This window comes from Bacillus sp. EB106-08-02-XG196 (assembly GCF_013396335.1).
Lineage (GTDB): Bacteria > Bacillota > Bacilli > Bacillales > Cytobacillaceae > Neobacillus.
Window position 1 is genome coordinate 37,303 of record NZ_JABWSY010000024.1, and the last position, 22,833, is coordinate 60,135.

20 protein-coding genes are annotated in these 22,833 nt (G+C 38.1%); 13 read left to right on the forward strand and 7 right to left on the reverse strand.

The window, feature by feature from the left end; all coding sequences use genetic code 11:
• The first annotated feature begins 106 nt into the window (after nt 1-106).
• From MLOOGBEN_RS26885 to MLOOGBEN_RS26895, 3 genes are all read left to right on the forward strand, one after another.
• Nucleotides 107-1,099, forward strand: a complete 993-nt coding sequence (locus tag MLOOGBEN_RS26885; RefSeq protein WP_179161321.1) for a TAXI family TRAP transporter solute-binding subunit — start codon at nt 107-109, stop codon at nt 1,097-1,099.
• Nucleotides 1,100-1,175: 76 nt separating this feature from the next.
• Nucleotides 1,176-1,694, forward strand: a complete 519-nt coding sequence (locus MLOOGBEN_RS26890) for a DUF1850 domain-containing protein (protein WP_179161322.1) — start codon at nt 1,176-1,178, stop codon at nt 1,692-1,694.
• A complete protein-coding gene (locus tag MLOOGBEN_RS26895) occupies nt 1,681-3,633 on the forward strand; it encodes a TRAP transporter permease (RefSeq protein WP_179161323.1) in 1,953 nt (650 codons plus the stop codon). Before MLOOGBEN_RS26890 ends, MLOOGBEN_RS26895 begins: the two co-directional genes overlap by 14 nt.
• A gap of 84 nt (nt 3,634-3,717) precedes the next feature.
• On the opposite strand, the gene MLOOGBEN_RS26900 is transcribed toward MLOOGBEN_RS26895, so the two are convergent.
• Entirely contained in the window at nt 3,718-4,128 is a 411-nt protein-coding gene (locus tag MLOOGBEN_RS26900; RefSeq protein ID WP_179161340.1) for a CHRD domain-containing protein, read from the reverse strand.
• Between the two features lie 239 nt (nt 4,129-4,367).
• Between MLOOGBEN_RS26900 and MLOOGBEN_RS26905 the strand changes: the two genes are divergently transcribed.
• The gene (locus tag MLOOGBEN_RS26905; RefSeq protein WP_179161324.1) at nt 4,368-4,940 is read left to right on the forward strand and encodes a DNA-3-methyladenine glycosylase I; all 573 of its coding nucleotides are present in this window, start codon (nt 4,368-4,370) and stop codon (nt 4,938-4,940) included.
• Between the two features lie 232 nt (nt 4,941-5,172).
• Nucleotides 5,173-6,219, forward strand: a complete 1,047-nt coding sequence (locus MLOOGBEN_RS26910; protein WP_179161325.1) for a VanW family protein — start codon at nt 5,173-5,175, stop codon at nt 6,217-6,219.
• Nucleotides 6,220-6,272: 53 nt separating this feature from the next.
• Here the strand turns inward: MLOOGBEN_RS26910 and MLOOGBEN_RS26915 are convergent, their stop codons facing one another.
• Nucleotides 6,273-8,975 (reverse strand): cation-translocating P-type ATPase, encoded by a 2,703-nt coding sequence (locus MLOOGBEN_RS26915; RefSeq protein ID WP_179161326.1) that lies wholly within the window; start codon nt 8,973-8,975, stop codon nt 6,273-6,275.
• Between the two features lie 189 nt (nt 8,976-9,164).
• On the opposite strand from MLOOGBEN_RS26915, the gene MLOOGBEN_RS26920 reads away from it, so the two are divergent.
• Entirely contained in the window at nt 9,165-9,599 is a 435-nt protein-coding gene (locus MLOOGBEN_RS26920; protein WP_218781348.1) for a universal stress protein, read from the forward strand.
• A 186-nt stretch (nt 9,600-9,785) separates the two neighbouring features.
• Nucleotides 9,786-10,655: a DUF1259 domain-containing protein gene (locus MLOOGBEN_RS26925; RefSeq protein WP_179161341.1), complete on the forward strand. Its 870-nt coding sequence runs from the start codon at nt 9,786-9,788 to the stop codon at nt 10,653-10,655.
• Between the two features lie 564 nt (nt 10,656-11,219).
• Here the strand turns inward: MLOOGBEN_RS26925 and MLOOGBEN_RS26930 are convergent.
• Complete coding sequence (locus tag MLOOGBEN_RS26930) at nt 11,220-12,932, reverse strand: hypothetical protein (protein WP_179161328.1); 1,713 nt, start codon at nt 12,930-12,932, stop codon at nt 11,220-11,222.
• 389 nt (nt 12,933-13,321) lie between these two features.
• Between MLOOGBEN_RS26930 and MLOOGBEN_RS26935 the strand changes: the two genes are divergently transcribed.
• Nucleotides 13,322-13,894: a hypothetical protein gene (locus MLOOGBEN_RS26935; protein ID WP_179161329.1), complete on the forward strand. Its 573-nt coding sequence runs from the start codon at nt 13,322-13,324 to the stop codon at nt 13,892-13,894.
• 65 nt (nt 13,895-13,959) lie between these two features.
• On the opposite strand, the gene pepF is transcribed toward MLOOGBEN_RS26935, so the two are convergent.
• Both pepF and rluF read right to left on the reverse strand, forming a co-directional pair.
• Entirely contained in the window at nt 13,960-15,774 is a 1,815-nt protein-coding gene (gene pepF, locus MLOOGBEN_RS26940) for an oligoendopeptidase F (RefSeq protein ID WP_179161330.1), read from the reverse strand.
• A gap of 111 nt (nt 15,775-15,885) precedes the next feature.
• Nucleotides 15,886-16,602: a 23S rRNA pseudouridine(2604) synthase RluF gene (rluF, locus tag MLOOGBEN_RS26945; RefSeq protein WP_179161342.1), complete on the reverse strand. Its 717-nt coding sequence runs from the start codon at nt 16,600-16,602 to the stop codon at nt 15,886-15,888.
• A 201-nt stretch (nt 16,603-16,803) separates the two neighbouring features.
• On the opposite strand from rluF, the gene MLOOGBEN_RS26950 reads away from it, so the two are divergent.
• Nucleotides 16,804-17,673 carry a cation diffusion facilitator family transporter gene (locus MLOOGBEN_RS26950; protein ID WP_368737829.1) on the forward strand — a complete coding sequence of 290 codons (870 nt, stop codon included), beginning with the start codon at nt 16,804-16,806 and terminating at the stop codon, nt 17,671-17,673.
• A gap of 57 nt (nt 17,674-17,730) precedes the next feature.
• Nucleotides 17,731-18,216 carry a PaaI family thioesterase gene (locus MLOOGBEN_RS26955; protein WP_179161332.1) on the forward strand — a complete coding sequence of 162 codons (486 nt, stop codon included), beginning with the start codon at nt 17,731-17,733 and terminating at the stop codon, nt 18,214-18,216.
• 47 nt (nt 18,217-18,263) lie between these two features.
• On the opposite strand, the gene MLOOGBEN_RS26960 is transcribed toward MLOOGBEN_RS26955, so the two are convergent.
• Nucleotides 18,264-18,566 carry a hypothetical protein gene (locus tag MLOOGBEN_RS26960; protein ID WP_179161333.1) on the reverse strand — a complete coding sequence of 101 codons (303 nt, stop codon included), beginning with the start codon at nt 18,564-18,566 and terminating at the stop codon, nt 18,264-18,266.
• Between the two features lie 156 nt (nt 18,567-18,722).
• A complete protein-coding gene (locus tag MLOOGBEN_RS26965; RefSeq protein WP_179161334.1) occupies nt 18,723-19,646 on the reverse strand; it encodes a TetR/AcrR family transcriptional regulator in 924 nt (307 codons plus the stop codon).
• Nucleotides 19,647-19,833: 187 nt separating this feature from the next.
• Between MLOOGBEN_RS26965 and MLOOGBEN_RS26970 the strand changes: the two genes are divergently transcribed.
• The 3 genes from MLOOGBEN_RS26970 (at nt 19,834) to MLOOGBEN_RS26980 (ending at nt 22,719) form a co-directional block, all read left to right on the forward strand.
• Entirely contained in the window at nt 19,834-21,363 is a 1,530-nt protein-coding gene (locus MLOOGBEN_RS26970; RefSeq protein ID WP_179161335.1) for a DHA2 family efflux MFS transporter permease subunit, read from the forward strand.
• 123 nt (nt 21,364-21,486) lie between these two features.
• Nucleotides 21,487-21,960, forward strand: a complete 474-nt coding sequence (locus MLOOGBEN_RS26975) for a branched-chain amino acid aminotransferase (RefSeq protein WP_179161336.1) — start codon at nt 21,487-21,489, stop codon at nt 21,958-21,960.
• 69 nt (nt 21,961-22,029) lie between these two features.
• A complete protein-coding gene (locus MLOOGBEN_RS26980) occupies nt 22,030-22,719 on the forward strand; it encodes an NAD-dependent epimerase/dehydratase family protein (RefSeq protein ID WP_179161337.1) in 690 nt (229 codons plus the stop codon).
• The last annotated feature ends 114 nt before the right edge of the window (nt 22,720-22,833 follow it).

Below are 22,833 nucleotides of genomic sequence, written 5' to 3' on the forward strand. Positions count from 1 at the left end.
CAATATGGGTCTAAAGGACTATTATTGATAAAATTGACAAGTTTGTACCTCATGAACAATAAGTATTGAGAGATGGACTGGAATTTATAAAAAGGGGGAAAATCTTATGAAAAAGAAAAGATTTTATCTGTCGATGGTCATTCTCTTAACACTCTCTATGATTCTTGCAGCGTGCGGAAACAAAGATGATGGTGCAGAAAAACCGGCAAATGAAGAAGAAGTTAAACCAGAATTTATTAGTATATTAACAGGTGGTACAGGGGGAACTTACTACCCGTTAGGAGGTTCTTTTGCTGAAATTATTAAAGATGCAACTGGTATTGACACAAATGCTGAAACAAGCGGTGCTTCTGCTGAGAACATGACCACCCTGAAGAATGGCGATGCAGAAATTGCCTTTTCCCAAACAGATATTGCCTCGTATGCTGTGGACGGAAAATTAATGTTTGAAAACAATAAAGTAGACAACGTACAGGCGATTGCTACGTTATACCCAGAAACCATTCAAATTGTTACGACCAAGGATTCCGGGATTGCTTCAGTTGAAGATCTAAAAGGTAAAAAGGTTTCTGTTGGTGCACCAGGCTCTGGTACAGTAGCGAATGCCGAGCAGATCCTTGAAGTACACGGTATGACATTTGACGATATTGAAAAACAAGATCTATCATTTGATGAATCTACACAGGGGATTCAAGATGGTACGATTGATGCAGCTTTCGTAACAGCAGGAACACCTACGGGAGCGGTTGAAAGTCTTGGGGCAACAGAGGAAGTGGTCATTGTTCCGATTGAACAAGACAAAATCGATAGTCTTATAGAAAAGTATCCATTCTATGTAAAGGAAGAGATTCCTTCAGGAACATATGGATTGGAGTCTGCGGTAACAACCGTAGCGGTTCAAGCGATGTTAGTAGCAAGCAGTGATCTTTCAGAGGACGTTGTTTATGACGTTACGAAAGCCATCTTTGAAAATCTTGATAAAGTGACCCATGCAAAAGGGAAATTAATTAAGGTAGAAAATGCTTTAAATGGTGTAGGGATTGAGGTTCATACAGGTGCACAGAAATATTTTGATGAAAAAGGCGTCAAAGCAAAGTAAATCATTCTTTTTTCTAAAATTACCTGGCCGGCTATCCAACAGCCGGCCACCTTTTCTACTGAATTGGAGGGGGGAAATGCGGAAACTTCAATTAATCCCATATGTATTAGTCTTCTTTATTATCCTTATCTTAGCATGCATACCTTTCCAGCGAGCCATTGTCTTCCAACCAAACCACAGCCAAGCGGAACTGGCTTACATTCCTTTAAAAGAAGAAACCCTTTTTCAAATAAAATACACGCATTCTATTCATTTATCCGATGTTATCGAAAGCTTTAAAATTACTCCGAACTACCTGATTCAATTATATGAGCTGAAGTATGAGGATTTTGCGATTGGTATGCCATCAAATGCTGAAGAAGGAGAAACCTTTGAGGAAAAGGATGGAGCTTATTACATCAAAAATATGAAACGAGACTTTCCTTTTTTTTATTTACGAATCGGACAGGTTCGTGCCAATCATACGGTAATTTATAAAAACATGGAATTTCCATTATCGCGTTCGATAAAACCTGGCACATCTGTAAAAGTTGAAATCCGCAAATTAAACTTTTTGAAGTTATGGAAAGGAGTGAATATCCTTGAGTCAATATGATTCCGCCTTGTCTGAAGAAAAACAGCAGGAGCTTTTGGAAAAATATGATCCGGAGGCAGGAACTAGAAAGCTAAAAGGGGCTGCTGGCTGGATTGCATTTGCTGGATTACTTGCCTTTTCATTATTCCATGTCTATACAGGTGTATTCGGTATGTTAACAGCTCAGCTTCAACGCTCCATTCATTTGGGCTTTGCACTTGCACTTATATTCTTATTATTTCCAGCGCGAAAGAAAAATAGGGGAAAAGAATATAAGGTAGCTTGGTATGATATCATCTTGGCCATTTTATCTGTCATTGTTGGTGCCTATTGGCCAGCCATGATCAATGATTTGGTTTTAAGGACGGGGAATATCACACAGATTGATTTTTTTGTTGGTCTTTCGGCTATTTTACTTGTATTAGAGGCAACTCGGAGGACGGTTGGACTGCCGATTACGATTATTGCAATTATTTTTATGGTATACGCGGTGTTTGGGCCTTATATGCCGAGTGTAATTGCGCATCGAGGGCTAGAATTGGATCGACTGGTACAGACGATGTTTTTTACAACGGAAGGTATTCTTGGTACACCGATTGGCGTATCCTCTACCTTTATCTTTTTGTTCTTATTATTTGGCTCCTTTTTAATCAAGACAGGGGTTGGGGAGTATTTTAACGACCTTTCGATTGCGATTGCCGGAAGGAGTGTTGGTGGTCCTGCTAAGGTAGCTGTTTTTTCAAGTGCATTACAGGGGACGATAAGCGGCAGTTCGGTTGCGAACGTGGTGACATCCGGTGCCTTTACAATTCCGATGATGAAAAAACTAGGTTATAAAAAAGAGTTTGCAGGTGCAGTTGAGGCGTCTTCCTCTACTGGAGGACAGTTAATGCCGCCAATTATGGGAGCAGCGGCTTTCTTAATGGTTGAATTCATCGGAGGTATTAGTTACTGGGAGATAGCAAAGGCAGCGGCCATCCCAGCGCTGCTTTATTTTACAGGTATTTGGATTATGACACATTTCGAAGCAAAGCGAATTGGTCTTCGCGGGTTAACAAAAGAAGAAATGCCAAACAGGAAAGAAGTTCTGGGGAAACTCTATTTATTACTTCCCATTATTGCCATTGTTCTTTTGTTAAGTTCAGGAATGAGTGTCATTCGTGCTGCACTTTGGTCGATTGTCATAACGGTTGTGGTAAGTGCGATAAAGAAGAATACAAGAATTGGGTTTAAAGGAATCATTGATGCCTTGGTGGATGGGGCCAGATCCGCATTAGGTGTTGCTGCAGCCTGTGCTGCTGCAGGGATCATCGTCGGTGTGGTAACGAAAACAGGACTAGGATTGAAAATGGCGAATGGCCTTCTGGATTTTGCAGGAGGGGCACTGCTGCCGACCTTGTTTTTAACCATGATTGCTTCCTTGATATTAGGGATGGGTTCTCCAACGACAGCTAATTATGTCATTACCTCTACCATTGCAGCTCCAGCGATCATTTTGTTAGGAGTCCCGGATTTATCTGCTCACTTGTTTGTGTTTTATTTTGGTATTGTGGCTGATATTACTCCTCCAGTGGCCCTAGCTGCCTTTGCAGCAGCGGCAATATCCGGTGGAGAGCCTTTTCGAACGGGTGTGGAATCAACAAAGCTTGCCATATCAGCTTTTATTATTCCCTATATGTTTGTTTTGTCACCTGAATTACTGATGATTGATACAACATGGATAAATTTGATATGGGTAGTATTTACAGCTTTTACGGGTATGATTGCAATTAGCGCAGGGGTCATTGGTTTCTGGATGCGAAAAATGAACTGGATTGAACGAATTGTTTCCCTTGGTGCAGGATTATGCTTAATCTATCCGGAAAAAACAACAGATATCGTTGGGTTAGTTCTATTTGCTGCCTTGCTTGCTTTGCAATATTTTTATAAACGAGATCAAATTCCTAAAGTACAAAATTGAATATAAAGTTAAAAACTCGTGGCCCTGTATTTAAGGGTCACGAGTTCTTTGTATTCAGAGAGTAGAACTTGTCAATATGTGATGTTAGCAATGGTTGTTAAACTGTTTGATTTGTCCGCGGATTTCACCATCAGGATTTTGGACTGTATGGGCATTGACATATGTTTTTCCATCTCTCATATGTTCTATTAAATCTGAAAGTGATTGTCCCATTAGGGGACCAACAAGATCATCTGCTGTAATGATTCCTTCAACGACTCCTTTTGTTACACTTATACTAGGGTCAGCTGGACCAAATAAAAATACGACAACAGGTCCGTTTACACCTCTTCTCCCTAAATGAATATGAGCCTGGGTAAAATTATCAAGATTATTTACAGTTAGGCGATATCCAATCCTTTTTTCATCTCGGCTAACTTTAAATTTTGCAAACCCAAAAGCACCTGTTCGAACAGGTGGGACCTCTTCTGAACCTTCTAATATTGCAAAAAACAGTTTATTATTTTCCATATATATCCTCCAAAAAAATATAATTTATGTATCATATTTACTAGAAGATAAATTGCTTGTACGAATGTCCTGTATTATCGAAACCATCCACTCTATCGTGTATTAAAATCATAAGGTAAGGAAAGCAGTCATCATACGATGGATGTTTTTTGGTTAAGTGTTGATTAATATGGTGGAAAAAGATAAGTTTGTTTAATAAGAGCAAATTTGGAGGTAATGATGAAATGAAAAGATGCGGTTGGGTGAATCAGGATCCTCTTTATATTGATTATCATGATCATGAATGGGGCGGGCCTGTGTATGATGATCGATTACTATTTGAATACTTGAACTTAGAGGGTGCACAAGCAGGATTAAGCTGGTACACGATTTTGAAGAAACGGGAAAATTATCGCAAAGCATTTGACCATTTTGAACCAAGTAAAATTATTCATTATGATGATAAGAAAATCAATGAACTTTTACAGAATGAAGGCATTGTTAGAAATAAACTCAAAATAAATAGTGTCATTACAAACGCAAAGGCATTCTTGAAGGTAAGTGAAGAGTTTGGTTCTTTCAGCGAGTATATTTGGTCTTTTGTAGATGGTAAACCGATAAAAAATCACTTTAAAGATTTATCAGAAGTTCCCGCTACGACAGACATTAGTGATAGGTTAAGTAAGGATTTGAAAAAGAGAGGCTTTAAATTTGTTGGGTCAACCATTTGTTATGCCTTTATGCAAGCAACTGGGATGGTAAATGATCATATAGAATCATGTTTTTGCTATAATGAGCACTCGGGAAAAAGTACCTAATTCCTGGGTGTTCTCTTTATGTGAAACTTATTTCAAAATTATTGAAACCAATGTGGATGATATCCGTCTAATAAGTGTATCCAATTTAAGGAATTTGTCACAGGGAGTTAGCAGGAATTTTGTGTCAGAAAGTGGAATAGATTAAGAGAATGAGAGCGAAATTCTTTTTCTGAATATTCGAAAGTGTTTCGTTGGGGATGACGAGATTTTGGGAAAAGAGGAGAAGTTGTTTATGGCTATACGGACCTGGGTGATTTCATTCATATTAATTGGCAGTTTAATAGGATTAGCAGGCTGTGCGGAGAAAACAAATGGCAAAGAAGCAGACCTTGAGCACAAAGTAACAGAACTTGAGAAGAAGCTTGAAGAGCAAAAGGCCGCAGAGGAAGCAGCAAGAAAAGCCGCTGCAGAAGCGGAAGCAAAGAGAATAGCTGAGGAAGAAGCGAAAAAGCCGAAGGTGGTAAATGTCATTGACCCAAATACCAAAACTATTTTAAAAAGCCTCATTCCAGTAGATATGGGTTTTGGAAGTGATAATGAAAAATATAAACAGGAGCTTGAGCAATGGGCTAAGGAGTTAGCAAGGGGAACAGATACGACTCCTGGTTATGACTCGAAGATGATACTGGATAAAATTGATTCAAACGGTCAAGTAATTAAAGGGAAACCAAGAGTGGTGCTTGAAGAAGCAGAACTAGTGACGAAAGTAATCGAGGTTTCAGTCAATGGCGGAGATGTTTTTCTGCCAATCTATGTTACTGAAAGCGGCTATAAGCCTGAAGACGCAGCCCATTTATCTGAAGTGGTGGTTGCAACGTATACAACTAAATTTAATCCTAGCGTAACAGGGAGGAACAAAAACATCGAACTGTCTGCGCAGGCTATAGATAATGTCATTGTTGGAACAGGGGATATTTTCTCCTTTAATCATACAGTGGGACCAAGTGATGCTGCACATGGCTATCAGCCGGCACAAGAAATTGTGAATAAGGAATTGGTCATGGGAATTGGCGGCGGAATTTGTCAAACATCTTCAACCATGTTTAATGCAGTTGATCAATTAGCTATCGAATATGTAGAGTGGCATCATCATTCCTTGACAGTGGGGTATGTACCTTCAGGGCGGGATGCAACGGTTTCATATGGTGGAAAAGATTTTCAATTTAAGAATACAGCGGGTGTCCCGTTCCTGGTTAAGGCGATTTACAATGGAAATGGTACCCTCACCGTTGAAGTTAGAACATCTGCAGCCTATCAAAGCTTACTTCAAAAACGATAAGATATAATAGGAAAAGACGTGTGAACCTCACCTCACACGTCTTTTCTTTTTGCTTAATAGTTTGTGGTTTTATTAGATTGGAAATCCTCTGATGAAGGGAAGAAAATCCGTTTTCCTGCTTTGTAGAGTTCATTAAAAATAACAGGCAGGAGTGAAAGTGTTAGGATAAACAACCAATCCTTTAAAGTTAATACATTAATTTCAAAGATTTCATTAAAAACTGGAATGTTTACTAATGCAACTTGTATAAAGATTCCTAATAAAATGGAACCAACTAAATATTTATTAGTAAATAAGCCCACTTGGAATATCGATTTATGGTTGTTTCGCAAATTAAGAGAGTGAAATAATTGTGAAATGCTTAAGGTAATAAAAGCCATAGTTTGCGCGTGCATGAGAGCATCCTTTGGGACATGGGCGAAGTCGATGGTGAAAATGGAATCAGCCTTTGTATAAATCATCAGCCCTGCGATAAACGCAAACAGCGTTATAATCCCAATCAACAATCCATTTGTTACTGTAAATGTGCCACTTCCATGAGCGAAAATACTTTCCTTAATGGATCGTGGTTTCTCTTTCATTACATCCGGATCGTCAGGGTCTAGGCCAAGAGAGATTGCAGGCAGGGTGTCGGTGATTAAGTTTACCCATAAAATATGAACAGCCGTTAAAGGAGCAGGCCAGCCTAGCAAGATTGCAATAAACAGGGTGACGATTTCGCCTAAATTGCATGATAGTAAAAATAGAATTGATTTCTTTATATTTTGATAGATATTTCTTCCTTCTTCAACGGCAGCTACAATAGTTGAAAAATTATCATCCGTCAGTACGATGTCGGCCGCACCTTTTGCAACGTCCGTCCCGCTCAACCCCATAGCAACTCCAACATCTGCCTGCTGTAAGGAGGGTGCATCATTAACACCATCACCAGTCATAGAAGCAATCTCACCGTTTGCTTTTAGTGCTTTGACAATTTTTACTTTATGCTCTGGGGAAACACGAGCAAAAACTGAAATATTTTTCACTATATTCTTGAATTCATGCTCACTAAGAGCATTGAGTTCAGGACCAGACATAGATTCTTTCTCATCAAGTGCAATTCCTAGTTCTTTTGCAATCGCAAAGGCAGTTTGTTTGTGGTCACCTGTTATCATCACCGTACGAATTCCAGCATTCTTACATTGTTCAATCGATTTTTTCACTTCTTCTCGAGGTGGATCAATCATTCCTGTGAGACCAAGGAGAATAAGATTACTTTCAAGCTTCTCTGGGATAAGGTCATCTAGTGAGATAATTTCTTTATAGGCAATTGCTAATACGCGCAATGCTTCCCCTGACATTGCGTTCACCTTGGCATTAATTTGTTCATTTTCCTTGATGGTGAAAGGATTTTTATTTCCAGCGAATACAATATGGGAAGTGAGTGGAAGGATGCTTTCTAAAGCCCCTTTTACCATAACGAGATACCGTTCGTTATGCTTATGAACGGTTGTCATCATTTTCCGCTCTGAATCAAAAGGAATCTCGAAAACACGTTGATAGGCCATATCTAGATGTTGTTTTTCAAAACCAAGCTGTTTTGCTGCAGCGACAAGTGCAATTTCAGTTGGGTCACCTGTTTGTTCCTCATCGGTTACAACAGCATCATTACATAATGCCATCGCCTCTAGAAAAAGCTTTTCGTGGGGGTCTTTTACCGAAAAATGGGATAATGGAACATACAATCCGTTTACATAGACTTTGGTTACGGTCATTTTATTCTGGGTAAGTGTTCCTGTTTTATCGGAACAAATGACACTAACAGCACCAAGTGTTTCAACAGCAGGGAGTTTCCTAACAACTGCTCTCCGTTTAATCATTCGTTGTACACCTAATGCAAGCACAATCGTAACAATGGCTGGGAGTCCTTCTGGGATGGCCGCAACTGCAAGACTAACCGCAATTAAAAACATATCAAGGAGATCTCTTCCTTGGAAAAACCCAATTAGAAAAAGAACCGCAGAAATGAGGATAGCGCCGATTCCAAGGATTTTACTCAGTTCAGCAAGTTTTATTTGCAGGGGAGTAAGTTCGCGTTTCTGGTTTCCGAGCAAACCGGCAATTTTTCCTATTTCTGTTTTCATTCCTGTATGAACAACGACTCCAAGTCCACGGCCATACGTTGACAGTGTTGACATAAACGCCATGTTGTGTTGATCAGCAATAGGAATTTCTACTTCTGAGCGCCAGCTGGCATCTTTATCAACTGGAACAGATTCTCCTGTTAAGGAGGATTCTTCAATTTTTAAATTGGCGGTTTCAATTAAGCGTAAATCCGCTGGTATAAACCTTCCTGCATCAATCAACACTATATCTCCCGGAACTAGCTGCTCCGAGGGAATTTCCTTTAAGTTACCATCTCGTTTAACAATGGCTTTGGGAGTAGTCATTTTCTTCAGTTCATCTAAGGCTTTTTCAGCGTTTGCTTCTTGGATAACTCCTATAACACCATTAAGCAAAATAACCAGGACAATGATAACGGAATCGCTGTATTCACCCACCACTATTGAGATGATAGCTGCTACGATTAAAATGTAGATTAACGGGCTTTTGATTTGCTCAAAAAATAGCATTATCATTGAGGGCTTTTTACTCTCATTAAAGGCATTTGGACCTATTTTTTCCAAGCGCTTGTTAGCTTCCTCTGTTGAAAGACCAGTTGAAGGATCCGTGACCAACTCAGCAACGACTGCATCACTACTTTTTGTAAACCACATAACATCTTCACCTTCCACTAGATATTGGTAAATATCTCTAATTTAATTTAACCACAATTAGGGCCGATTTTCTGTAGAAAAGTGTAAGTAGTAACAAGTTCACAAATAGTTCAATTATTATAAAATTATGTGATGGATCTATTGGTACAATTAAGTTGAGAAGTACTATGATTATAGGGGGAAAGAATGATGAAAGAGCGAATCTTAGTCGCAATTGATGGTTCAAAAAATTCCCTTGAAGCATTAGACGAAGCCGTCAAATTGGCAAAGGCAACTCCAAGTAAACTCTATTTAGTAAATGTACAACCATCCTTTCATACCATTCATACAAGATTATTTATCGGTGAGGAAATGATTAGAGAATACCAGACAGAATTGTTTGATAAGGAGATGGAAAGTGCAGTACATCATCTAGAGGGTCAAGATATTGATTACGTCGCTTTAATGAAAGTTGGAGACCCCGTTTATCAAATAAGTCAGTTAGCAAAGGATCTAAATGTAAAGTATATTGTAATGGGGTCAAGGGGAATGGGCTTGATTCGAGGTACAGTATTAGGAAGTGTATCCACAGGTGTATTGCATGAAACCAAGATCCCAGTGTTAATCATCCCGCAAAAAGAATAGTAGTAAAAATTAATGGTTAGACCTTCGAAACGAATACTATATAAAGTAACTAGCACTGTCATTTTATTGATGGTGCTTTTTTGTGCAATCTTTTCTTAAACTAGGTCCCAGCCCTGTCCAAATATGGCTTTTGGAATAGCTTATCCTGAGAGAATTTCAATCAGGAGATGATAAGTTTTGAACAATATGAATAGCATGGAGCCAAGTGTACTATGTCAGGAATTCGCTAGAATTTTAGATGCAACTCCTTCCGTCATAAATGGGGTATGTACTGCAACTAAATCACGAACAAATATTCATCCGGTTGTATTGGGCCGTCGGGCTGAATCCTTTATGTTTGTGCCACAGGCATTTTCATTTGAAGGTATAAATGGAGAAGGCAGAGCATTATGTCTGGGGGAAACGGTCATCCTCCAAGATGAGGTTAATTCATTTATTTCTAGACTGCGAGAAGATGATATCATTGTGACTGCCTTACACAATCACTGGCTTTTTGATGAACCACGCTTAATGTATATTCACTTCGAATCTATTGAAAAACCATTGGACTTTGCAAGAAAAGTCCGTGATGCCCTAGATGTCCTAACTACACGTAACATAGGTCGTTCGGGTCGGGCTCGACAGGTAACAAATAGAAGGGCAGAGGAAATGTGCGAAGAATTTAGCGATATTCTTGGAGGTATGAGCACATTCGAAGATGGTGTTTGTATGGTGATGAATTCACGTACTAATATTTTGGCGCGAATACTTGGCAGGAGAACCAGGTCCTTTCTTGCTTTGCCGCAAATGTTTGTGTTTGAATCGCTCTCTTCAGACGGCAGGGCACTATGCAGTGGTGAAACAGTCATTCTCCAGGAAGAACTGAACCCATTTATCAGTATTCTTCGTGAACATAATATTATAGTGACTGCCTTTCATAATCACTGGCTTTTTGAAAATCCAAGGCTCATGTACATTCATTTTGAAAAAATAGATCGTCCTATTGAGTTTGCGAGAGATGTAAGGGATGCCTTACAAGTGCTGACAACAAGAGAAGTAAGACCGAGTAAATCTTAACCTGTTTTTTGTGAATGGTACCTCGATGAAAGAGAACTATACATTGAGGTGCGGAGTCACTATAATAAATTATTTCCAAAACCAGTCACCTTCCAAATGGAGGGTGACTGGTTTCTATTATTATTGTTTAATTGAATCTTTTAATAATGTACTGTATTAAGTCCATATTGTTATCGATAAAGTTTAACCTGTCATGGGAGATAGTAGACCATTCTGAACTTTGATTCATGGCTGATGTAATATGCTTTAAACTAAAAGTGTATCTCGAATAAAGTTCAGAAATTACATAGCTTAATCTAATTTGTCCAGATTTTTTGCTTAAAATATTTTTTACGTCGTCCATTAACCAATCAGGTGAGTTTTCAATTGCTTTGTTGACTAAAAGATCGAATTCATTTGTCATGTTTTATCTCCTTAAAGGGTATTATTACCAAACTATTTCAATTATACCAATTTCTAAAGCAATTATCATTAGTTAGTTTGGTGAACAAACTAAACGTTTTATATTCTAAAATCTATAAAAAACACGACGAAGTTCTTAGCTTTCATCGTGTTTTTTATAGATTATTCTAATCCTTCGATTTCAATTTCCTTTGTTGGAAGGAAATCTTCATCTGTATCTAAGTAGGTGACATTTACTTTGTCTCCTTCTTTTAAGTAAATGACCAATGGCTCTTTTTCAGAGGAAAGGATATAGCTTTTCTTGTTGTCTAAAAGGAATGAAACAACGGTGAAATCACCTGTCTTTTCCTTATATACACGAAGTACAGTACCTGAGATCTGTTTTTCATCGGCTTTCGAGCTTCCATCAACTGAACCGCCGCCTCTTTGAAGGGCTGTTTTATACTGTTTTAAAGCTTCATTTGGGGTAACCCCGTACACGGAAATTTCTGGATTAGCGGCTGAAACGATAAAGTAATTCTGCAAAAATCCATTAGAATCAAGTACAGGTGTCAACCAGCTTGCCTCTCCATAGAAGTTATAGATTACAGGCATTTCACCATGCCATTTCTTTTCAATGAATTTCTTTTCAATAATTTGTAAGGCACCTTGCGAATCCATATAGGATTCTTCAGGATTCCCTGTATAATAGGTTGCTTCACCCGTACGAGAGTTTGTCAGCGAGTAGCCAAGCATGGAATCGACGCCTTCTTTTGGACTTGTGAAGTCAGTGAAATAATGCATTACACCATTTTGGTCAAATATCGGGCTAACATTAGCCTCTGTACCTTCATCAGAAGGAAGTTTTACGTCGGATTTACCGAATAAACTGTTCCAAAATCCATGAATATAGTTTCCGAAGTAACTGTTTTGCAAGCTGACAATTTCTGGTGAAACAGCACCATCAATAAATTCTGGAACTTCTGCTATCGAATAAGACTTTGTATCGCCGTTTCTGGAATCCACTACCACAACACCTTTAACATCAAAACCATTACGCGCAGAAATAAATTCTCCGTAGGAACGGATATAATAAGGTTTTCCTTCATCATCAATTTCTAATTGAACATCACCATAGAAAATATCTTTTGGGTACTGCATACGAATATGGCGTTCAATGGACTTATTAAAATATGAAGAAGGGGTATAGATCATATCTGATTTTACGAATTTAGGATTAGCAGAAGAATCTGTAGCACTTAAAGTGAAATAACCAGGTGTTTCTTTCCCTTTCCACCATTTGAAAAAACCAGAGAACTCAACAGGAGCGATATAGACATAATCTCCATTTACTTTTTGAATTTGAAGATTTCCCAGTTCATAATAGCTCGTATTTGGCACTTGACCAAAAGCTTTTTTCATTTTATTACGGGCGAATTCAGGTGGTACACTAGCAGGTGTTTCTTTCTCGTCAAAGGACTTAATTTCCACTTCTTGCTCCATTTGAGTAATCTCATATTTTTCATCCGCATTAAACAGAAAGGCAGTGAGAAAGTAAATTCCAACGATCAGGCTTGCTGCAAACAGCAGTGCTTTTACTTTTCTCTCTATTCCAATGGAAAATACCGCACCTAAGGCTGTTACTATAATAGCAAGCACCCATAAAGATGAGAGGTTCCTATCATAATTTGTAAAATAATAGTAAGCAAAAACAGAAGGGATCAGAATAACAATAACAATAACAGCGATAATTATCCCGGGAAAAAGCTTTCTATCACCATTAGAACCCTTTTTATTACTTTTCCTATCGGCGGACTTATCATCTCTATAAATCGGTATAAGAACTAGAGCAGACACAATAGCAACAATCAGCACAAACAAAAACATATTCCCCATAACCAATTCCCCTTTATAATCAATTATCTTTTTACTGATTCTCTTTATATACGAATATATAGGAATAAAGTTTCAATATTAGTTGGTGACATTATTTGGTGACAGGCACCACTCGTGTACATTTGTACGCCTGGAGTGGACAATCTTGTGAGCTGCAGGTAACTTAAAGCAGAGGTAGTTTTTTACTATTTAATTTATTATCATTTTTTTCATTTTCCTAACGTATGCTTTATTGTACTCCATTTTTTAGCAAATTAAATTAAGAAGGAGGGCTGCCAAAGCGGATAAAGGATGTGAGGGTCAGTCATCATGTACTATTCAGTAATCTGGTTGGGTGTGAACACGGATTTCCAAGTATGAGGAAAATTAATTGGAAGAGGTGTATTTAGGTGAATTTAACATCCTTTTTACGATTTACTGGAGTAAGTTCTATTATTACAGGGGTTCTATTCCTTTCTATGGCTATTTGGTATAATATTTCTTCTTTAGAGGCAATTGGTTCCTACCTTAACTTAATTGGAATGGCATTTTTACTATTAGCACTTGCAGGGATTTATTTACGACAAATGAATGCTATTGGAATTGTTGGTTTTATAATTTTTCTTATTTCTTTTATTGGAGCGGTGTTATGGGCAGGGTTTGGCTGGGTAGGAGCATTCGTAGTACCTGCCTTGGAAGAGGTAGCACCAAAAATAGTATCAGGTGACCCTCCTGAAATGATAAATTTAGGTTTGACCTTATCGATGGTTACTTTTTTTGGGGGTATGTTATTATTCGGACTCGTGACTGCTTGGAAAGCAATCCTGCCTAGAGGAGGCGCGCTTTTATTAGCATTGGTACCCATTTTAGAATTTATTCCTTACGGGTCAAATGTTGCCCAACCACTTGCGGGAGTTGCATTAATTTGGCTCGGTTATGCGCTTTGGAAGGGGAACTATGAAGAAGTAGGCACTGGGAAATAAAGTAAAGGATAAGTATAAAAGTGACAGGAACCCCCCAGAAAATGGGGGGTTGCCTGTCACTTCTTTTATTCATATGACTTTTCTAATTCATCAATAAGTGAACCAACATATGCTACTGCTTTACGGACTGGGTCAGGTGTCGACATATCTACTCCAGCACGTTTTAGCAGCTCAAGAGGTTTCATTGTTCCACCTGAACGAAGTACCTCCAGCCAGCGGTCAACAGCGGGCTGGCCTTCTTCCTGAATTAATTGTGCCACTGCAGTAGAAGCGGTCAATCCTGCAGAATAGGTGTATGGATACAAGCCCATGTAATAGTGAGGCTGACGCATCCAAGTTAGGCTTGCACCCTCATCGATTTCCACAGTATCCCCCCAGAACTCAGAAAGTACATTCTTAGTCAGTTCAGAAAGAGAATTAGCAGTAAGTGCTTTTCCGCTTTCAGCAAATGCATAAACCCTGCGTTGATATTCTGCCTCTAGTAAATGGGTAACAAAATTATGATAATACGTTCCTAGCAGCTGAAGGACAACCCAGCGACGCATTTGTTTGTCTTCATTATTGGCTAAAAGGTGCTGTCCTAATAAAAGCTCATTCATGGTTGATGGAGCTTCAATGAAATACATGGATGGACGAACATTCATGATTCTTTGTTCTTTGTTAGCCAAGTAGAAATGGCCTGCATGCCCGAATTCATGTGCCAGGGTGAAACAGCCGCGCATATTGTCCTGCCATGTAACCAAAATGTATGGGTGAGAACCATAAGGACTGGAGCAGAAGGCACCAGTGGATTTCCCAATATTGTCCGCAAGGTCTACCCATCTCTCTTTGAAGCCCTTTTCAATTATTTCACTGTATTCTGGTCCCATTACCTTTAAAGATTCCAAGATTAGTTGACTAGCTTCTTCATAGGTTGTTTCTGGGTTAAAATCAGGATCTAAGGGTGCTTTCAAATCACAAAACTTCATGACATCAAGATCTAATGCCTTTTTCTTTAACTGTGCAAATCGGCGCATATGAGGTGCCAGTTCTTTAAAAATAATCTCAATCTGGTTGTTATACATATCAAGTGTTACCCGATGCGGTTCTAAGAGCATTTGTTCAACTGACTGATAGTTTCTTAATCGAGAAAGCGTTACTTGCTTTGTTACTTCAGCTGAATAGGCAGCTGCGATTGTGTTTCTATATTGTTTTAGTGTAGAAACGAAAGAGTCATAGGCTTTTCTACGTGTTTCAGTATCTGCAGAAAACTCGTAGCGGTTTTCAAATAAGGCAAAGGATACCGATAATTCATTTCCCTCACTATCAGCGATCGCGGCAAAGTCCATGTCTGCTAATTTTGCCATGTTATAAATGGTATAAGGGGCACCATGAACCTCACCTAAAGCCGCTAACACTTCTTCCGTTTCGGGTGAAAGTCGATGTTTTTTCGTTTCAAGCAGATCGAGTAAATCCTTTTGGAAAGGTTGAAGTTCCAGATTCTCTTGAAGGTATTTTTCAATACTTCCTTCTTCTAGTGAAAGAATCTCTGAATTGATAAATGATAATGCGGCAACCATTTTTGTCCGTAATGCAGCTAATTTTGATGAATTCGCCTGATTGACCGGATCAGTCCCATCAGCGGATTGCTTCAAGCTTGCATACGTTGCAGCTTTGACCATTTTCATAAATAGATTTTCCTGAGCAATCAAGCAAGCTAATAACTCTTTTGAACTAGTATGTAATGTCCCTTTAAATGCCTCAATCTTTACAATATCTCTTTCAATCACTTCAAGTTCTGCTTCCCATGCCTGCTCAGAAGCAAATAAATCATCAAGATTCCACGTTAAATCCTCTGGAACCTCTGAGCGAGTAAGTCGTTTTTCAACAGTCTTTTCCATAAATATCTCCTCCTGGTTTTCCTTCGTGTCTCTAAGTAATATCATATATTATTTGAAAATTATAGCAACTAAAAAAATGGAGTCATACCGTTTAAGGTTTGACTCCATTTTTCACCATTCTCTTGGTTCATAATTAAGATCACTAAATAATTGATTCTTTTCTTTCTTCGTTAAATCTCTCCATTGACCAATAGGGAGGCTGTCCAAGTTTATATTCATAATCCGAATTCTCTGGAGACGAACAACGGAATAACCGAGTGCTGAGCACATTCGTCGAATTTGACGATTTAACCCTTGCGTCAAAATAATCTTAAAAACATACCTAGATAATTGCTCTACCTTACATGGAAGAGTTTTCGTATCAAGGATGCTAACTCCTTCTGACATCTTCTTTAAAAACTCCGAAGTAATCGGCTTATCCACCGTAACGATATATTCCTTTTCATGCTTATTCTCCGCACGAAGTATTTCATTAACAATATCTCCATCATTCGTTAAGAGGATTAATCCGTCTGAATCTTTATCTAATCTTCCAATGTTAAAAATTCGAAGCGGATGGTTCACTAAATCAACGATATTACCTTTGATATGTCGTTCAGTTGTGCTTGTAATCCCAACAGGTTTATTAAGGGCGATATAAACATTATTTTTGGCTACCCTAATGGTTTCCCCGTTTACACGAACCACATCACCAGGCTCTACCTGACTGCCAACCTTAGCCACTTTTCCATTAATTGTGACTCTTCCTTCGTCTATCCATTTATCTGCACCGCGCCTTGAGGTTTTTCCGGATTCAGATATAAATTTATTTAATCGCAGGTTAAACACATCCTTCATTTCGTCGAATATGTTCTTAGAATACTTAACTGCTAGCTTAATTTCAAGGTTTAGCCTACTTTAATGTTTCCTAATCCCAACTTTTTTTCATACCTGATATATATTTCGAACAGGGGAAAAAGGTTTCTCTAGACCCACTAGATGTTTTTGTTCGATAATATAGATGAAGATATAAAGTGGGTGAGGAAAATGATTGAAGAACAAGGATTTTTGGATTTAAAAAGGGGAGAACGCGGAGCTATTATAAGTATTATTGTCTATATATGTTTGTCTGTATTAAAACTAACCGTAGGATTTATAGCAAATTCAGAGGCATTGAAAGCAGATGGTTTGAATAACGTAACCGATATTGTTGCATCGCTTGCTGTTCTTATAGGTCTTAAACTATCGCAAAGGCCTGCAGATGATGACCACCCTTATGGACACTGGAAAGCAGAAACCGTAGCTTCTATGGTCGCATCCTTTATCATGATGGCAGTGGGACTCAAAGTTGCCTACGACGCTATTTTTAGTATTTTTTACGCACAAAAGGAATCTCCAGACGTAATCTCTGCATGGACGGGACTATTTTGTGCTTTCGTAATGTACTTTGTATACCGATATAATAAGAAACTTGCAACAGAAATAAATAGCCAATCCGTCATGGCCGCAGCTAAGGATAATCTTTCTGATGCATGGGTAAGCGTCGGCACGTTCATTGGTATTATCGGTGCACAATTTGGTTTGCCGTGGCTGGATCCTTTAGCCGCTGTAATAGTAGGATTCCTCATTTGTAAAACTGCCTGGGACATTTTTAAAGAAGCCTCTCTTTATTTAACAGATGGTTTTGATGAAAAGGAAATAGAAGTATATAAACAGACCATCCATCATTGTCAGGGTGTAAAGGGTGTGAAAGAAATTAAAGCAAGAAATTACGGGAATAACGTTGTTGTTGACGTTGTCATCCTTGTTAATTCCACATTAGATGTTAAAAATGCCCATGATATTGCTACAAAAGTAGAAGATGAATTAATAGCAAAACACAAGGTTTATGATGTACATGTTCATGTTGAACCAAAATAATGACATTTATAGATCGTAATTGATATGTTATAATTTTCTGAAAAGGGGGAATATAGCATGGTTGAAAAAGTACATAATGCAATTCAAGATGAATATCCGGATGATTTTGCCTGGTGTTATGGCTGTGGCAGATTAAATCAGGAAGGGCACCATTTCCGGACAGGCTGGCTAGGAGAAAAAACAGTAACCATTTATTTACCAGAACCCGAGCATATCGCACTTCCGGGATTTGTTTATGGAGGCGTCGTTGCCTCTCTTATTGATTGTCATGGTACAGGGTCAGCCTCTTTAGCTTTACGCAAAAAGAATGAGTGTGAGGCAGAAGAAGGAACTGAGCCGCCTAGATTTGTAACCGCTTCATTGAAGGTTGACTTTGTTAAACCGACACCCCACGGAGTACCTCTAAAGGCCATTGGAGTCGTTCATGAGATACACCCTAAGAAATTCAAGGTGGAGACAGAGGTATTTGCCAATAATGTAGTTTGTGCCCGAGGCGAGGTAATTGCCGTAGTTATGCCAAATACTTTTTTTAAACAAGAATAAAACAAAAAAAGGAAGGAGTTTTTAATATGCTCCATTCCTTTTTTTGTCTAATTTTTTCTTCTGATTTTAAATACCCCCATATTATTTCCATCCCAGCCCCTTGAGATGATATGATTACCACTTATCGTGTCGTATAGTTTAACATTGTTATGCCCAGATGTATTTGAGCTTTTTTTCGGGGGATGAACTATTTCTTCTTCCTCTTCAATCTTAATAGGACTAATTTCTATATCTTTACTTAGGGATTTTCTGTTCCGTGGTCCTGCGCCCCAGAACTTAAAAGAATCAAATATAGACTCCTTACGTTCTTTTGCGGGTGTTTGATTGTTGTCTGCTGTTAAATCTCCCATTGTTGCACCTCCAGTAGTTTTTAAAGCAGTAACGAACTGCTCCTCCTCAAAATAGTAAAACAATCCATTGTTTTTACTAATTTACGTAAAACTACCTAGAAATGCATGGGTAAATGCTTAGTCTAAAAAATTCTAATATTCATAACGGAGATTTTTTTAGTTTTCTTCTTCATGATCTTCCTTCAGATGTTGAAAGAAGGCAGTTATGATTTGTTTTAGCTGTTGCAGTTCTTTTTCCCAAATGAAACCTGGGTTGTTTTGCAGTGATTGTAAGGCGCTTTCGATTAGAAATTTCCTTGGTTCTCTGGTGTGAAGGATTTCTTCTTGGATGAAATCCAGCAGTTCATGATACTTTTCTTGGTCCTGTTTATCTTGAAAGTGTTTTGTGATGCAATTTCTCATTGGACCCACGATTTTATAAAATTGATCAATCAATTCATGATTATTTTTCTGCAGCCCCGGAAGCCATTTTTCCAAGAGCTCAGGTTGGTGCAATTGTTCATCAGATTCAGCTACTTCGTCAACCATTTTAACTAAACGATTCACACTATATCTAACGACAGTGCTAATTTTCTCATTTGAATCAGTTGCCAAGCGATTGTATTGGAGGTTGTTCTGCATGAGTCCCTGAAACATAATGGCACAATCAAATAAGTATGGTTTATTTTTTTCACCGAAGATATCAATAAACCTGCTAAACATCCATCTTAGTGAACGTAATCGTGCGATGCGGATATATTGTTTCAGATCTGCATCATTCGTTGACATTACTTCCTCGTAGAGAGCAATTAACTTATTTTTTCTATTTGAAAGCATTTGCATTTCTAATTGTTTAATAAAGACCTCAATATCTGAAGGGCTTTTCCCAATTAATAAATCATTTCTTTCCTTTTGAACTTTTTTATAAACTGCTTTATAAATGGCGATTAATAATTCGCTTTTAGATGAGAAGTATTTGTAAAAAGTCCCTTTGGAGATCCCGCTAAAATCTAAAATATCTTGAATCGATGTTGCTTGAAATCCTTTTTCAATAAATAATTGATGAGCTTTATTAATAACATGCTGTTTCCGATCATTCATTTTATCACCTATAATCCTTAATATACTACCTGTATAAAAATATACTACAATATAAAGAATAGTATTACAAACCCATAATTTTGTAGTATTTTTTGATTGCAAAAAATGAACTGTCGGTATATTATTAATAAAGCGTGAAACACAGGTATAAAAAAATGTACAAAGGGTTTATAGGGGGTATTTAAACATGGAACACAGTAAAAATGAAACAAAACGTCCCCCATACGGGATTATTGTAATCCTGATGATTGGGGCATTTATTGCTTTTTTAAATAACACTTTACTTAATATTGCACTTCCATCCATAATGGCTGACTTAGAAGTAGATGCTTCAACTGTGCAATGGTTGACAACTGGATTCATGTTAGTAAATGGAATATTAATACCAACTACCGCTTTTTTAATTCAAAAATATTCTGTACGAAAACTTTTCTTAGTTGCCATGGGCTTATTTACTGTAGGAACCATCCTTGCTGGGATGGCACATGTATTTCCGGTTTTACTAACAGGCAGGATGACGCAGGCAGCGGGTTCAGCGATTATGATGCCACTTTTAATGAATGTCATGTTAGTAAGCTTCCCTATTGAAAAAAGAGGAGCAGCAATGGGGATTTTTGGATTAGTTTTAATGGGGGCACCTGCAATTGGACCAACATTATCTGGTTGGTTAATAGAAAACTATGACTGGAGAATGTTGTTCCACTTTGTAACACCAATTGCAGTAATTGTTCTATTAATCGGCTTCTTCTTATTAAAGGATAAAAAAGAAAAAGTTAATATTCAACTTGATTTCTTATCTGTTTTACTTACTAGCGTGGGCTTTGGCGGCTTACTTTATGGGTTCAGTTCAGCTGGAAAGCAAGGCTGGGACAGTCCACAAGTTTATTTGACGATTGCGATAGGAGCTATTTCATTGCTAGTGTCTATTTTACGTCAACTAAAACAAGATCAGCCGATGCTTAATTATAGGATCTTTAAGTTCCCAATGTTTGCTTTATCGTCTGTTATCTCAATGGTACTTACGATGGCCATGTTTTCGGGGATGCTTTTGCTGCCGATTTATGTTCAAACGGTACGCGGCATATCTCCATTTGATGCAGGGCTAATGATGCTGCCAGGAGCAATCATTATGGCGCTTATGTCACCAATTACCGGTAAACTATTCGACAAATTTGGCGGACGTCTTTTAGCAATAACTGGCTTAGTCATCACGGTGGTAACAAGCTATCTTTTCAGCCAATTAACACTAGAGACAACGTATACTCAATTACTGCTTTTATTCTCAGTCCGTATGTTTGGGATGTCAATGGTGATGATGCCAGTTTCTACAAACGGGTTAAACCAATTGCCTGCGCGTTTTTACCCACACGGTACTGCCATGAACAATACACTTCAGCAAGTATCTGGAGCAATCGGAACAGCATTATTGGTAACCATTATGGCAAACCGTACGGAGTCAAAGGCTATCGAGCTTGGTGAAGCAGCTATGGCAAACTTGACTGAGCAGCCAACGGCAGCAGCACTAGCCGAAATGCAGCGGCAAATCCTGATGAGCGCAACATTAGATGGTATAAATTTCGCCTTTTTCGTATCCACCTTTATTGCTGCTGTTGCACTTATCCTTGCTTTCTTTATGAAACGTGCGAAACAAGCAGAAGATAATATAGAAGAAAATCCAGCAGGGAAAAAGGTAGTTAATAAACTTGTAGAAAATTAATAGGATACTTCACGTCTAAACTCTAATTGGGTTTAGGCGTCTTTCTTATACTGTAAAATTTGCTTTTTTATTTAACATGACTCTATAGTAAAAGTGGGATTACCTATAATAGGAGGGCGTCAAATGGAAAATAAAGAAAACGGGAATTTTACTGATGCTTATATTGAACGTTGCAGCAAGGAAACTGAAACGATGATTGCCAATGAATCATCCAGTTTTTTAAAACAGCCAATTACGTATTTAAAAGAACATAAAAACGAATTTATTTATGTGGAGTCAACTTTGTTTGAACAGATTGGTGTTGAGGGTGTGTCACTGGAGGTTGATGATGTTTTTGGTACATATGATGTCATGCTGGGTTTAAAGCTTCAAAAGAAGTATGAGAAAATGTTAAAGGACCAGCTCAATAACTCTTTACAGGGCGATGAGGCAAAATTTGATTTAATGTTTAGCCATGATGATGGCCTTTGGGATTTGAATTTTGCCTTAAATTATGTAGATGGTTATACAGAGAATCTGTCTATTCATGAGGCCTTTCAGTTAATCCATCAGTTTTTAAATACTTTAGTTCATACAATTAAACAAACAACCAGCTGATATGCTGGTTGTTTCACTGCTTGGAGGACCCGCAGGATTAACAAAGCGATTGTTAGAGAGGAGATTTTTATGAGTTCAAGTAAAAAATCGGCACTTGTTCTTGGAGCAACGGGTCTTATTGGAAAAGAACTGGTGAAGATATTGAATGAGTCAGCTCAATATGAAAAAATATTGTTGTTGGTTCGGAGACCAATTGAACTTGAATCTAAAATATGTGAAGAGCATATCGTTAACTTCAATGAACTACATAAGTATCATCACTTATTTAAAGTGTCAGATGTTTTCTGCTGCTTGGGTACGACGATTAAAGTAGCGAAGACAAAGGAAGCTTTTCGTAAAGTAGATTATGAATATCCTGTTGAGGCTGCAAAATTAGCAAAGGAAAATGGTGCTGAAAAGTTTCTAATTGTAAGTTCCATGGGGGCAGAGCCCAAGTCATATTTCTTTTACAGTCGAGTAAAAGGGGATGTTGAGGAAACTCTGTCTAAGTTAAACTTACCTTCACTACATATTTTCAGACCTTCATTATTGTTAGGGAAGCGAGAAGAGTTTCGGTTTGGAGAGAAACTCGCAGAAAAGGCTAGTGGGGTAATGAACAAGCTAATGGTAGGTCCACTTCGTCCTTATCGAGGGATACAAGCAAGGAAGGTTGCTGCTGCGATGGCTTTTGTGGCGCAGTCAAATAAAAAAGGGAATAACGTTTATCTTTCACATGAGATTGATTCAATGGTTGGGTTTTCAGAATGGAGAAAGGTATAAGCTGAATAAAAGGAATCATTCAAAAACGAATGATTCCTCAGATTGTCGAGAAAGGGTATCTTTCTCGGCAATTTTTTATTTTATCAGAGTCTAACCTACGATTTTTCAAAAAAT

Excerpts from the sequence above, each read along its gene's own strand:
- MLOOGBEN_RS26920 (WP_218781348.1), top strand. The coding sequence starts at position 9,165 with ATGAAAGAGCGAATCTTAGTCGCAATTGATGGTTCAAAAAATTCCCTT.
- MLOOGBEN_RS26965 (WP_179161334.1), bottom strand. The coding sequence starts at position 19,646 with ATGAATGATCGGAAACAGCATGTTATTAATAAAGCTCATCAATTATTT.
- MLOOGBEN_RS26960 (WP_179161333.1), bottom strand. The coding sequence starts at position 18,566 with ATGGGAGATTTAACAGCAGACAACAATCAAACACCCGCAAAAGAACGT.
- MLOOGBEN_RS26970 (WP_179161335.1), top strand. The coding sequence starts at position 19,834 with ATGGAACACAGTAAAAATGAAACAAAACGTCCCCCATACGGGATTATT.
- MLOOGBEN_RS26980 (WP_179161337.1), top strand. The coding sequence starts at position 22,030 with ATGAGTTCAAGTAAAAAATCGGCACTTGTTCTTGGAGCAACGGGTCTT.
- MLOOGBEN_RS26915 (WP_179161326.1), bottom strand. The coding sequence starts at position 8,975 with ATGTGGTTTACAAAAAGTAGTGATGCAGTCGTTGCTGAGTTGGTCACG.
- pepF (WP_179161330.1), bottom strand. The coding sequence starts at position 15,774 with ATGGAAAAGACTGTTGAAAAACGACTTACTCGCTCAGAGGTTCCAGAG.
- MLOOGBEN_RS26890 (WP_179161322.1), top strand. The coding sequence starts at position 1,176 with ATGCGGAAACTTCAATTAATCCCATATGTATTAGTCTTCTTTATTATC.
- MLOOGBEN_RS26885 (WP_179161321.1), top strand. The coding sequence starts at position 107 with ATGAAAAAGAAAAGATTTTATCTGTCGATGGTCATTCTCTTAACACTC.
- MLOOGBEN_RS26905 (WP_179161324.1), top strand. The coding sequence starts at position 4,368 with ATGAAAAGATGCGGTTGGGTGAATCAGGATCCTCTTTATATTGATTAT.
- MLOOGBEN_RS26910 (WP_179161325.1), top strand. The coding sequence starts at position 5,173 with ATGGCTATACGGACCTGGGTGATTTCATTCATATTAATTGGCAGTTTA.
- MLOOGBEN_RS26930 (WP_179161328.1), bottom strand. The coding sequence starts at position 12,932 with ATGGGGAATATGTTTTTGTTTGTGCTGATTGTTGCTATTGTGTCTGCT.
- MLOOGBEN_RS26975 (WP_179161336.1), top strand. The coding sequence starts at position 21,487 with ATGGAAAATAAAGAAAACGGGAATTTTACTGATGCTTATATTGAACGT.
- MLOOGBEN_RS26955 (WP_179161332.1), top strand. The coding sequence starts at position 17,731 with ATGGTTGAAAAAGTACATAATGCAATTCAAGATGAATATCCGGATGAT.
- MLOOGBEN_RS26925 (WP_179161341.1), top strand. The coding sequence starts at position 9,786 with ATGAATAGCATGGAGCCAAGTGTACTATGTCAGGAATTCGCTAGAATT.